The organism is Paucibacter sp. KBW04 (assembly GCF_003852425.1).
Lineage (GTDB): Bacteria > Pseudomonadota > Gammaproteobacteria > Burkholderiales > Burkholderiaceae_C > Paucibacter_A.
In genome coordinates this window covers 124558-137485 of record NZ_QAJN01000008.1, presented here as the reverse complement: position 1 = coordinate 137485, position 12928 = coordinate 124558, and the positions used below count along the sequence as shown (strand labels likewise).

The 12928-nt window shown below is 65.2% G+C and carries 9 protein-coding genes; 7 read left to right on the top strand and 2 right to left on the bottom strand.

The features are described 5' to 3' along the window. Positions 1–191 precede the first annotated feature (191 nt). Entirely contained in the window at positions 192–2255 is a 2064-nt protein-coding gene (locus DBR47_RS10340) for an NADPH-dependent 2,4-dienoyl-CoA reductase (protein ID WP_124449640.1), read from the bottom strand. A gap of 182 nt (positions 2256–2437) precedes the next feature. Between DBR47_RS10340 and DBR47_RS10335 the strand changes: the two genes are divergently transcribed. Then, positions 2438–3808: a DUF4397 domain-containing protein gene (locus tag DBR47_RS10335; RefSeq protein WP_124449638.1), complete on the top strand. Its 1371-nt coding sequence runs from the start codon at positions 2438–2440 to the stop codon at positions 3806–3808. A gap of 242 nt (positions 3809–4050) precedes the next feature. Then, complete coding sequence (locus DBR47_RS10330; protein ID WP_124449636.1) at positions 4051–7074, top strand: response regulator; 3024 nt, start codon at positions 4051–4053, stop codon at positions 7072–7074. On the opposite strand, the gene DBR47_RS10325 is transcribed toward DBR47_RS10330, so the two are convergent. Beyond that, positions 7069–7791, bottom strand: a complete 723-nt coding sequence (locus DBR47_RS10325; RefSeq protein ID WP_197046984.1) for a DNA alkylation repair protein — start codon at positions 7789–7791, stop codon at positions 7069–7071. The two genes, DBR47_RS10330 and DBR47_RS10325, sit on opposite strands and share 6 nt — an antisense overlap. Before the next feature lie 486 nt (positions 7792–8277). Here DBR47_RS10325 and DBR47_RS24990 point away from each other — a divergent pair, with 486 nt between their 5' ends. The 5 genes from DBR47_RS24990 to DBR47_RS10305 all read left to right on the top strand — a co-directional run bounded on the left by DBR47_RS24990 (position 8278) and on the right by DBR47_RS10305 (position 12903). Then, positions 8278–9099, top strand: a complete 822-nt coding sequence (locus DBR47_RS24990; RefSeq protein WP_124449632.1) for a PEP-CTERM sorting domain-containing protein — start codon at positions 8278–8280, stop codon at positions 9097–9099. 213 nt (positions 9100–9312) lie between these two features. Beyond that, complete coding sequence (locus DBR47_RS10315) at positions 9313–11655, top strand: CehA/McbA family metallohydrolase (RefSeq protein WP_197046983.1); 2343 nt, start codon at positions 9313–9315, stop codon at positions 11653–11655. Between the two features lie 35 nt (positions 11656–11690). Next, the gene (locus DBR47_RS10310; RefSeq protein WP_197046982.1) at positions 11691–12335 is read left to right on the top strand and encodes an NF038129 family PEP-CTERM protein; all 645 of its coding nucleotides are present in this window, start codon (positions 11691–11693) and stop codon (positions 12333–12335) included. A gap of 41 nt (positions 12336–12376) precedes the next feature. Beyond that, the gene (locus DBR47_RS24565) at positions 12377–12526 is read left to right on the top strand and encodes a hypothetical protein (protein WP_156089042.1); all 150 of its coding nucleotides are present in this window, start codon (positions 12377–12379) and stop codon (positions 12524–12526) included. A 41-nt stretch (positions 12527–12567) separates the two neighbouring features. Next, on the top strand, positions 12568–12903 hold the full coding sequence (locus DBR47_RS10305) for an antibiotic biosynthesis monooxygenase (protein ID WP_124449628.1): 336 nt from the start codon (positions 12568–12570) through the stop codon (positions 12901–12903). Positions 12904–12928: the final 25 nt, after the last annotated feature.

Sequence of the window (12928 nt, the reverse complement as noted above, 5' to 3'; positions counted from 1 at the left end):
TGGCGGCCGACCGGCAAAAGAAAAATGCTTTCATGCCCCACCCAAACTTTGACGTCAGCGTCTGCCGGGTTGACCCGTTAGGTCGGCATGGCTAGCGCTGCTCTTTTAAATCTTGACCGCCCGGGACAACAGGCGACCCCTCGTCTCACCGTTTCGGTAGTGTCAGCGCCAGACTTGAGTTAGCCGAGGGTTTACAAGGTGTAAGCGAGCTGCGTTCCCTGCAAAATTGCACGTTTTGCGTCCAATTCGCCGGCTTCCAGGGCGCCACCTATCAAATGCACCCGGGCGCCAGCCGCACGAAGCGGGGCTTCCAGCTCACGCAAGGGCTCCTGGCCGGCGCACAAAACAATGGTGTCGACGGCGATCAATTGCGTGTCGGCACGCTTTTCGCCATAGCTGACCCATAGGCCCTCGGCTGTGATGGCCTCATAGTTGACGCCGGACAGCATCTCCACCTGCTTCATCTTCAGGGCCGCACGGTGAATCCAGCCGGTGGTCTTGCCCAGGCCGCCGCCCAGCTTGCCGGGCTTGCGCTGCAAGAGCGTGATTTGGCGGGCCGGCGCGGCCGGCTGCGGGCGGGCCAGGCCGGCGCGCAATTCCTGCGGGTCGGCCACGCCCCACTCGCGCCGCCAGGCGGGCGCGTCCAGCGCCAGGGACTGGCCCGGATGCTCGGCCAGGAATTCGGCCACATCAAAACCGATGCCGCCCGCCCCGACGATGGCCACCCGCTCGCCCACCTGTGCCTTGCCGGTCAGCACATCGATATAGCTGGCCACCTTGCCGGCAAGAGCCAGGTCGTCCTGGCCCTTGATGCGCGGATTGCGCGGCGTCACGCCGGTGGCCAGGATGACCTCGTCAAAGCTCAGCAAATCGTCCGCCGTGACGCGGCGGCGCAGATGCAGATGCACGCCGGTGGTCTCGATGCGGCGGGCAAAGTAGCGCAGGGTTTCGCTGAACTCCTCCTTGCCGGGGATGCGGCGGGCCAGATTGAACTGGCCACCGATGGCGTCCGCTGCATCAAAAAGATGCACCTCGTGCCCCCGCTCGGCCAGCTGGGTGGCCGCCGCCAAGCCGGCCGGGCCGGCGCCCACCACGGCCACCGTCTTGCGCTTTTGCTGGGTTGCAGAGAGGGGCACGAACTTGAACTCCTGCTCATAAGCCGCTCGCGGGTTGACCAGGCAGGTGGAGATCTTCTGCGCAAAAGTGTGGTCCAGGCAGGCCTGGTTGCAGGCGATGCAGGTATTGATCTCATCGGCTCGGTTCTGGCGCGCTTTCTTGACGAACTCGGGGTCGGCCAGGAAGGGCCGGGCCATGCTGACCATATCGGCACTGCCCTCCGCCAAGACGTTCTCGGCCACCTCGGGGCTGTTGATACGGTTGCTGGTGATCAGCGGCGTCTTGATGCCTTCCAACAGAAATTGCTCGCGCAGCTTCTTGGTCACCCAGGTGAAACCGGCGCGGGGCACCGAGGTGGCGATGGTGGGAACACGCGCCTCATGCCAGCCGATGCCGGTGTTGATCAGGGTGACGCCGGTCTTGGCCACGGCACGGCCCAGTTCCAGCACCTCTTCCCAGCTGCTGCCGTTTGGAATCAGGTCCAGCATGGACAGGCGGTAGATGATGATGAAGTCCGGGCCCACGGCCTCGCGCATGCGGGTCAGGATCTCGATCACGATGCGCATGCGGTTGGCATAGCTGCCGCCCCACTCGTCCGTGCGCTGATTGGTGTGGGTCACCAAGAACTGGTTCAGAAAATAGCCTTCCGAGCCCATCACCTCCACGCCGTCGTAGCCGGCCTCTCGCGCCAGCTTCGCACAACGCACAAAGGCGCGGATTTGACGCTCGATGCCGCGCGCCGACAGCTCGCGCGGGGTGAAAGGCGAGATGGGCGACTGGATGCGTGAGGGCGCCACGCAAAAGGGCTGGTAGCCGTAGCGGCCTGTGTGCAGGATCTGCAAGGCGATCTTGCCGCCCTCGGCATGCACGGCCCGAGTGATCTGCTGATGGCGGCGCGCCGCGCCCGAGGTGGCCAGGGTGCCCGCGAAAGGCTTGGCCCAGCCCTCGATATTGGGCGCGAAACCTCCGGTCACAATCAAACCCACCTCGCCCCGCGCCCGCTCGGCAAAATAAACGGCCATGCGCTCAAAGTGCTTGCGTCCGTCTTCCAGCCCGGTGTGCATGCTGCCCATCAACACGCGGTTCTTCAGAGTCGTGAAGCCGAGATCCAGAGGGCTGAGCAGGTGCGGGTAGGACATGGCGATGACCGGTGAACTAGAGTGCCGGGCATGCTAGCAGCGGGCCCGCCCGAGAATTAGAGCGGGCTCCTGTAATATGAAGCCTTGTGCGAGTCTGACTTCACAATTGCGAAACTCAAGCCACATGACCCAGCAATGAGGCCTTGGCCCAATCGCGCAACACCATTCAACGGAGCTTTTCAATGCGATTCAATTCCTTGGCGCTCGGCCTGACACTGGCCAGCGCCGCACTACTTTCCGCTTGCGGTGGTGGCGGTGGCAGTGGCGATAACACCGATGTCCGCTTGCTGAACGCCAGCGTGGGTTATGCCAATCTCGATCTGAGCGTCAACAGCACCAAGGTCAATTCCTCGGTGGCCTACGGCTCCGTGGGCAGCTACAGCAGCGTGAGCACGGGCTCGACCGCATCCCTGCTGCTGGACAGCAGCAATGGCAGCACCTTGCTGTCCTGGACGCCGACTTTGGCCGGCAATAGCAAGTCGACCATCATTGCTTTTGGCGCCGCTGGGTCGGTCAAGCAAACCTTGCTGCAGGAATCTGAGGCTGCTGCAAACGCCAACCAATCCAAGCTGCTGGTGCTGAACCGCGCCTCCGATGCAGGCTCGCTGGATCTCTACCTCACGGCTGAAAAGAACACGGACCCGATGAGCCGCTATTCGGCCACCGCGTCCAATATCCAAAGCGCGACGAACTACCTGCCGCTCACCAGCGGCAAGTTCCGCCTGACCCTGACCGGCAACGGCCTGCCCGATGACGTTCGCCTGGATATTCCAAGCGTGACTCTGGATTCGACCAAGGTCTACACCCTGGTTGCCGTGACTTCCACCTCGGCCGTCACCACCTCCTCGACCACCGGTGGCCGACTGGTTGACGCCATTCTGCTGGAACAACAAGGTGCGGCGACCTCCTACAAGGCCACCACGGCCCGTGCCCGCCTGATCAATGGTCTGGCCTCTGTGGCCGCACACAACGCGGACGGCTCGGCATCCTCGGATGGCACTTCGGTGACGGCAAGCGTCAACGGCGTGTCGCTGATGTCTTCTTCGCTGGCCCCGGCAATCGGCAAGTACGTGACCACCGCGGCCGGCGCCTACAAGCTGGACCTGTCGATCAACGGCACCGCAGTCAGCTACACCATGCCCACGACGACCGCTCTGGCCGCTGGCGGTGACTTCAGCTTCCTGGTGTCGGGCACCGCCGCTGCGCCGGTGGTGTCGCTGATCGCCGACGACAACCGTCTGCCGACCTCCGGCTACACCAAGGTGCGCCTGGTCAACGGCGTGGCCAGCACCACGGCTTCCGCCGGCATGTTGGTTGATCTTGCCGAAGTGGCCCGCAATGTGCTGCCAGGCACTTCGTCGACGCCCTTCTCCTTGATCACCAATTCGAACCTGGGTTCGCGCGTGATGATCAATCTGTCGACCGCCAACCCGGCTCTGACCGAAAAGGTCGGCCAGCCCTTCTACGCCAACGGCGTTTACTCGGCCTTCGTGCTGGGTGACCCAGTGCTGCCCTACCCCATCATCTTGCGTCGCGAAGACACAAGCCAGTAAGTCGCTTGTGCGCCCCCAGGCCCTGGGGGTTCGCACCAAGCTTCAAGCAAAACCGCCTTTTCGGGCGGTTTTTTTTTGAGCCCATCAATCGCTCGCCGCTTGCCCGCAATTTGGCATTGATTAAGGCACGCCCCCCTATACTGACCCCGAACCCAGCCAGCACAACCAGCCGTTCAAAAAAGGGGTTTGTATGCCGCGCAAACTAGACCCTAGTCTTAGTAGCTAGCCGATCCGCCGCAGCAATGAGTACCCCCTCTGCTCGCGAGATCGCCTACTACCGCGACGCCCATCGCTTGATGCTGGGCCTGGGCGGCCTGCATCTGCTGTGCTGTTTTGCGCTGGCGGCCAGCACACATAGCTGGGGCCTGGCTCTGGGGATTGGCTTGCCGGCCCTGGCCATCCCGGCCTGGTTGGCCTGGCGCTACCCCGAAAAGCTGCTTTCCCGCCTGGTGATGGCCCTGGCCTTCATCGTCCTCGCCGCCTTGCTGATTCAGCAAACCGGTGGCGACCCGGAATCGCATTTCAGCTTTTTCGTGATGCTGGCGGCCCTGGTCGTCTACTGCGACTGGCGCCCCATTGTGGTGGCCACCCTGGCCTTGCTGCTCCACCACCTCGTCTTCCTGCTGCTCCAGCCCATGGGGCTGGGCATCACCTTGTTCAACGACGGCCGCAGCCTGTTTGGCAGTCATCCCCTGTGGCAACACCTCTTGTACGCCTGCGTGCAGGCCGCCGTCGTGTCCTTCATCGCCATCCGTATGCGGCGCCTGGTGCTGGAGTCCCATGCCGTCAGCGACGCCGTCTTGCGCATCGCCGGGGGTGAGTGGGACACCACCCTGGACCCTGCCGAGCTGAAGCACTCGCAAGCCTTGACGGCCGTGGACACCATGCAGCGGCACCTCGCGCTCACCCTGGGCGAGCTGAAGGCGGCACGCGTCCAGGCCGAGGAGGCGACCGAGGCCAAAAGCCTGTTCCTGGCGAATATGAGCCACGAGATCCGCACGCCGCTGAACGCCATCATCGGCCTGTCCCATCTGGCCAGCCGTACCGAGTTGACGGTGCGCCAGCGCGACTACGTCGGCAAGATCCGCCTCTCCGGCGAGCAGCTGCTGGGCCTGATCAACGATATCCTGGACTTCTCCAAGGTGGAGTCCGGCCTCTTGAGCATCGAGCACATCGCCTTCGAGTTGGACGCCATGCTGCAGAACGTGGCCAATGTGATCGCCGAGAAGGCCAATGACAAAGGCTTGGAACTGGTGTTTGAGGTCGCCCCCGAGGTGCCGCCCTATCTGCTGGGCGACCCCATGCGTCTGGGGCAGGTGCTGATCAACTATGCCAATAACGCAGTCAAGTTCACCCAGCAGGGCGAGGTCATCGTGCGGGTCCGCCTGGCCCAGGACCAGGAACCCCTGAGCAAGCCCAGCCATGTGCTGCTGCGCTTCGAGGTCAAGGACACCGGCCCCGGCTTGGGGCCCGCCCAGATCGGACGCCTGTTCCAGAAGTTTTCCCAGGCCGAGACCAGCAGCAGCCGCAAGCATGGCGGCACGGGCCTGGGCCTGGCCATCAGCAAGGGCCTGGCCGAGTTGATGGGCGGCACGGTGGGCGTGGAAAGCCAGCCCGGCAAGGGCGCCACCTTCTGGTTCACGGCCAAGCTGGAGGTGGGCGAGTTCAAGGCCAGGCCCCTGCTGCCCAGCGTCGATCTGCGCGGCCGCCGTGTGCTGGTGGTGGACGATAACGAGCATGCTGCCACGGTGCTGACCGATATGCTGGCCGCGCTTGGCTTCAAGGTGGAGACGGCCAGCTCCGGCGCCTCCGCCATCTACGCGGTGCGCGATGCCGAGGCGGCCGACCGCCATTTCGACATCGTCATGATGGACTGGCAGATGCCAGGCATGGACGGCCTGGAAGCGGCCCGCCGCATCCGCGAGCTCGGCCTCAAACACATGCCCCAGCAAGTGATGGTGACGGCCTATGGGCGCGAGGAATCTCTGCGCGGCGCCGAATCCTCGGGCATGGTGGAGGTGATGCTCAAGCCCATCAATGCCTCCCTGCTTTTTGACACCATGGTCAAGCTGGTCAGCGAGCAAGACGCCGCCCAGACCAGCCAGGCGCCGGAGGCCGAGGCCTTGAGCCCCAAGGAAACGCTGAGCACCCCGCCCAAGCTACAAAGCCTGATGGGTGCGCGCATTCTGCTGGTGGAAGACAACGATTTGAACCAGCAAATCGCCAAGGAATTGCTGGAGGAGGCCGGCTTTGTGGTCGATCTGGCCGAACACGGCCTGGCGGCCTTGGCCCGGGTGGACAGCCAGCGCTACGACCTGGTGCTGATGGACATGCAGATGCCGCAGATGGACGGCCTGGTCGCCACCCGCCAGATCCGCGCCATGCGGCGCCACAGCGGCCTGCCCATCGTGGCCATGACGGCCAACGCCCTGCCCGGCGACCGCGAGCGCTGCCTGGCCGCCGGCATGAACGACTATCTGGCCAAACCCATCGAGCCCGAGGCCTTGTGGACGGCCCTGGCCCGCTGGATCAAACCCCGCGCCGGCCTGGGCAACCCACACCCGGCGCGGCCGGTGTTTGAGAAACCCATCACCCTGGTCAGCCGGCCTGAGCAGACGGTACGCCTGCCCAGCCACATCCTCGGCCTGGACATGGCCCTGGGCCTGCGCCGGGTGGCGGGCCGCCCGACCGTCTATCTGGATCTGCTGCACAAATTCATGGGCACGCGTCGCCTGGCCCTGGTGGAGATTCGCGACGCGGTGATGGCCGAAGACTGGCCGCTGGCCGAGCGCAACACCCGCACGCTAAAAGGCCTGGCCGCGAATATCGGCGCCACCAGCTTGCAAGACGCGCTGGAGCCGCTGGAAATCGCCCTGCGCGAGTCGCAGGCTCCGGCACGCTTGCACGCCTTGATGAGCGTGGCCGAGAAGCAGTTGGACGATCTCATCCTGTCCCTGACCCTGCACTTGCCCGACCGTCGCAGCCAGGACGCCGAGCCCGATGCCAGCAGCGAGGCCGCCGGCATGGATGCGGTGCAACTGCAGTCCCTGCTGGAGCAACTGGACACCGCCCTCAGCCGCGACGCCGCCCAGGCTCAGGCCCTGCTGAGCCGCCACAGCGCCCTGCTGCGCGCCGCCGGTGGCGCCGAGTTCGAGGCCTTGCAAAGAGCGATTCAGGCGGCCGAAGCCGGCCCCGCCCAACGCGCCGAACTGGACGCCGCCCGCCAGGTGCTGGCGCGCTTTCTGAAGCTGCGCGAACCTTTATGAGCCGGCTTTGCCGCGCAGCTCGCGCAGCGCGTCGGCCGCGATCCAGCGCGCGCTGCGGGACGCCTGGGCCTGGATGCGCAAGGCCGCGGCCATCGCTTCGGTTCTGAGCACCGGATTGCGTTTGCCGATCTGACGCAAAGCCCAGTTGACCGACTTCTTGACGAAGTTGCGTTCGTCCCCCGCCGCCGCCTCGATCAAGCCCAGGCAAGCGATGAAGTCGGCATCGGCGCGGCCCTTGTCATGCACCGCCAACACGGCCAGCAAGGAGAAGGCACAACGCCGCACATATTCCGCCTCGGCCGCCGCCCAGCGCGGGATGCTGGCCCAGGCCAGGGGTGAGCGGCGAAAGGCGTTGAGGCAGGCCTGATCGCACACATCCCAGGCCTGCAACCCCAAGGTCCAATGATCCATCTGGGCTTGACTGAGACGCTGGGGTTCGGCCAGCAGGGAGGCAAGGATTTGCGCGTCCGGAACACCGCTGTCCCACAGCTGCAAAGCCAATTCATGATTCGGACCCAAGGCCTTGCCCAGGGCGCGCAGCTGCGGCACGGCCACACCCAGGCGCGCCTCACCATGCATGGCAAAGCGCTGCATGCCGGCCAGTTGCTCGGGCCTGGCGAGCGCCTGCAAGCGAGCCATGGCTTGGGCCAGGCTGAGGGTCGATAAGGGCGCCGTATCGGTGCGGGCCGGCGAGCGACGAGAAGAAGCGGCAGGCATGGGGCGAGCAGAGCCAAGTTGCGTGGAATGCGGGCCATTGTGCTCTTGCGTGACGCAGGACAGGCCCGCCGTCAAGTCGCGTTTCATCCGGCCGACACCCCCCACGTTTGAGGGGCCGGACAAGCCAGAACATGGGACGGGCTGACACACAGCTGCCACGGCTCGCTGGCTATTCTTCGCTTCGGTGAAGTGCTGAGGTCTTGTCAGACGTTGGGCCCGGTGCCCGGCAACGATGCGTCGTCGGAATTTCTCCGCCTCTTGAGCGCAGAGCACGAGAGGCCTGCGGATTCACGCCAGGAATTGCGCGAGTCGAACAGAAGGGCAAACGTTTGCGAAAGCGATCGGGCGCCGCTGTTTGAAGCGCCGGGCGCAGCAGGGGGGCTTGTCGGAGGACAGGTCGGCCCGGCGGCGTCGTTCCAGGCGCCCAAGGCCCTGGTCTCTGTCAAATCTTGTCCAACAAAGCAACACAAAGAGATCTCTACCGTGATGAAAAAGCAAACCATCTTCCTGACCGCCGCCCTGAGCGCTCTGGCCCTGACCGCTCCCGCCCAAGCCGCCGTGTCGGTGGACAGCAGCAGCTTTGTCTACAGCCAGTCTTTCGACAGCCTGGCCAAGACCACCTCGACCAGCAACGTCGCCTGGGCCAATGACAGCACCCTGGCTGGCTGGAGCTTGTTCAACAAGGACAAAGCCGCCATTACCTCCTACCTGGCCGATGCCGGCGGCTCCAATACCGGCGGCTTCCGCAGCTTTGGCGTCAGCGGCAATAGCGACCGCGCCCTGGGCGGCGTGGGTTCCGGCGGCACTTACTTCGGCTCACCCGCCAACGGCGCCGTGGCCGGCTGGATTGCCCTGTCCCTGACCAATAACAGCGGCAGCGCCTTGGCAGGTTTCAATCTCGCCTTCGACGGCGAGCAATGGCGCAATGGCGGCAATGCCACCGCCCATTCCATGGTGCTGGAATATGGCTTCGGCGCCAGCTTTGCCGCCGTCACCAGCTGGACCGCTCCGGGCGCCAACTTCGACTGGACTTCTCCCGTGGTCGGCACGACCGCTGCGACCGTCAATGGCAATGGCGCCGGTTTGGTCGCCGGCCGAGGCGGTCAGATCAACACCGCCTGGGCTGCCGGTGACACCTTGTGGGTTCGTTGGACCGAGCGCAACGAAACCGGCAACGACCACGGCCTGGCCATCGACAACGTGAGCTTCAGCGCCGTTGCCGCCGCTGTGCCTGAACCCCAGACCTATGCCCTGCTGCTGGCCGGCCTGGGCGCCATCGGCTTCGTGGCTCGCCGCCGCAAGGCCTAACAAGACCCACGGGCTGATTCGCCCGCGCTTATGAGCCTGGCGCCTCAGTCAGCCCCACGGGGCTGGCTGAGGTGCCAGGCGAAGTTGCTGGCCCGCCCCGTTCTGGGAGCCGGGCCCCCCACCACCGCTTTTCATCCAGACAGGATGGCCGTGTGCGCTGCACCGCCCTCCGGCTTGCGCTCGTCCCGACCAGGCTCACCCGAGAACCACCACATGGCTCGCCACCCTTTCCTCAAGACCTCGCTGGCGCTCGCCTTGCTGCCCGCCCTGCTGAGCCTGGCCGGCGGCAAGGCCCAGGCCGGAGCCGTCGACCACCAAGAGTTCGACGCCACCCTGCAAGTGCCCTTCCGCGCGACAGATGCCAGCCAGGCCCGGCGCTTCACCCTGCGCTTCGAGTACCCGCATCTGGCCCAGGCCCAGGCGGTGTCCTGGCGGCTGGAGCTGCTGAGCCCAAAGGGTGAGGCCTTGCAGCGCTGGTATGGCGTCGAATCGCTGCTGCAGGAGGACGTCGTTGTGCAGGTGGACTGGGCCGGGCGCAAAGCCCAGCCCGGCCTGGCCGACGGGATCTATCAACTCCGCCTCACCGCCGTCTCACGCGAGGCCAGCACGGGCTTCCCGCCCAGCTCGGCGCAGCCCGAGTTCGTGGAGCGCGTGCTGGCTGAGGCCCAGGCCCAGGCCCAAAGCGAAGTCGAGGGCCAGGAGCCGCCCGAGCTGATCGAGCAAAGCTGGGACATGCAGGTCGGTGCCTTGCCCGCGGTCCAGCTGCCGGCCTTTCAGCCCCTGGCCACGACGCGCAGCCAGACCGCCTCGATCGGCCGCTCGGCCGCCGCCACTGCAGCGAACGGCGCCCTGCCCTACACCGTCTACTACGGCAATCTGCACAGCCAGACCAATCACAGCGATGGCGGCGGCAATCTGAGCAGCTGCGGCGGCGCGCAAGCCCCGCAGTCGGCCGCCTACGGCCCCATCGACGCCTTCAACTACGCCCGCGATCGCAAGCTGGACTTTCTGATGGCGTCCGAACACAACCATATGTTCGACGGCTCCGACGGCACCAACACGGCCCAGACCCCGGCCTATGCCAAGAACCTGTTCCAAAGCGGGCTGAGCACGGCCAAGAGCTTCAACACCAGCCACCCTGACTTTCTGGCCCTCTACGGCCAGGAATGGGGCGTCATCAACAACGGCGGTCACCTCAACATCCTCAACGCCCAGGAGCTGTTCGGCTGGGAGTACAACGCCAGCCAACAGCTGCTGGCCGATACCTTCAGCGAGAAAGGCAACTACGCCGCGCTCTACACCTTGATGCGCCAGCGCGGCCTGCTGGGCCAGTTCAACCACCCATCGGCCAGCGGCCAGTTCAAGGCCTTGGGCGTGGATCTGGGCTATACGGCGGACGGCGGGGAAGCCATGGCCTTGTGCGAGGTCGCCAACTCCGGCGCCTTCTCCACCAACACCACCGAAACCGAGACCAGCTTCAGCAACTACGAGGGCGCTTGCAAAAAGGCCTTGGAAGCGGGCTTTCGCGTCGCGTTCAGCAGCAATCAAGACAACCACTGTGCCAACTGGGGTGCCTCCGCCACCAACCGCACGGCGGTGCTGATCCCCAATGGCACGCCGCTGAGTCCAGCCAGCTTTGCCGCCGCCATCAAGGCGCGCCGCGTCTTCGCCACGCTGGACAAGAACTCCCAGCTCATCCTCAGCGCCAACGGCCATCTGATGGGCGAGAGCTTTGACAACGCCGGCCCGCTGAAGCTGCAAGCCAGCTTCAGCAATAGCGCCGGCCGCAAGGCCGCGGCGGTGCAGATCTTCGAGGGCGTGCCCAAACGCCGGGGCACGGTGACGGTGCTGAGCAGCCAAGCCACCACCACCCTAACGCCCAGCCTGGGCGCGCACTTTTACTACGCCAAGGTGACGCAAGACGATGGCAAGACCCTGTGGTCGGCGCCCCTCTGGGTGAACCAAAAAGCCGACACCACAGCGCCTAGCGTCAGCGCCTCGGTCAGCGGCACAAGCGGCACGATTCAGCTCCAGGCCACGGCCAGCGACGATGTGGGCGTGGTTCGGGTGGAGTTCTATCTGGACGGCAAGCTCGTCGGCAGCCCCACCAGCGCGCCCTACGCGCTGAGCCTGGACTCCAAGCTGCTTAGCAATGGCGCCCACAGCCTCAAGGCCCTGGCCTTTGACGCCGCAGGCAATAGCGCCAGCTCGGGCGAGCTCAGCTTCAACATCAGCAATGTGCAAGACCTCAGCAGCGCCCTGCGCCTGAGCAGCTCAGGCCTGGTGTTCAACCGCGCCACCCAGCTCTACACGGGCACGCTGCTGATCAGCAACGGCAGCGGCAGCGCCCTGAGCGGCCCCTTGCAGCTGGCCCTGACGAACTTGCCCGCCGGCGTCAGCCTGGTCAATGCCAATGGCAGCTATGCCGGCGCGCCCTTGTTAGCCCTGCCCGCTGGCCTAACAGCAGGCGGCTCGCTCAGCATCCCCGTGAGCTTCAGCAACCCCAGCAAGCAAGCCATCAGCTACACGGCCAAGCTCTACCGCGGCGCTCTGTGATGCGCGGCACCCTCAGCACGAAAACCGACAAAACCATGATCTCTTCTTCATCGCTCAAACCCCTCGTCCTGGCCCTGCTGCTGGGCTGCCTCGCTCAGACCCAAGCCCTGGCGGCCGGCCCGCGCTATCACGCGGTCATTGATACCCAAGGCCTGCAAGGCACAGGCTGGCTGGATCTGCAGTTCCTGGCCGGTGCCCTGCCCGCACCGGCCGCGCAGGTCTCGCTCAACCATTTCAGCGGCGCCTTCGGCAGCGCGCTGAGCCTGGAGGGCGAGGCCCAGGGCTCGCTCGCTCAAGGCCTGAGCCTGGGCAATCAGGCCTTTTTCAACAACGCTTTTCAGTCCCTCAGCTTGGGCGGCAAGATCAGCTTTGATATCGAGTTCAGCGGCGCCTGGGCCAGCACGCCCGGCACGGTGGCCACCACCTTCAGCGTCGGCCTTTTGGCGGCAGACCAGACAAGCTATCTGGGCAACCCGCAAGGCGTCTTGTTCCAGTTCGATCTGTGGCCACAGCAGGCCGCCGCGCTGAGCAATTTCTCGCAAGGCTTCAGCACCGTGACCTTGGCGCAAGCCGTGCCCGAGCCGGCCAGCCTGCTGCTGCTGGCCTGCGGTCTGGCGGGCTTGGCGGCGCTGCGCCAGCGCCGTGGCAGCAACAGCAATCGCATCCATATGCCTTCCTAACGCGGGCCCTGCGACAAAGCAGTCCTCAACAGCATGCCTCCTTGGTGCGAATCTCCATCAATGAGAACCACGGCGCCGCCCATGCGAAGGCGGCCGAAAAGCTTCGCCAAGAGGAAGAGGCCGAGGGCGCGGCCACCCAGGCCAAGGAGCTGTTGACGGCGAGCGGCGAGACGCCTTCAAAGCTGCTCTAATGCGGCGCGTTTCCTCACTCGCTTGAAGGGCCTCTGCCACCATGTACTCCTCCACCTTCATCTTCGCCAAGAAGCAGTACGACGCGGAGTTCCATCGCCTGGACCAGATCATTGCCGAGGCGGCCAAGTCCCTGCCTGGCTATCTAGGCGAGGAAGCTTGGGAGAACGTGGCGACGGGGGTTTACTCCAACGTCTACTACTGGGACTCGCTGGACGCCCTGCAGCAGCTGATGCAGCACCCGGCCCATCTGCAGGCCAAGGCCGCCCAGGCCAATTGGCTGGACGGCTACAAGGTGGTGATTGCCGAGGTCTTGCGCAGTTATGGCCAGGCCCAGCTGGGTTTGACGAACTCGGCCGGCGCCGCCGCCCAGGCCTAAAGCAACGCCGTTGGACGCCCGACGC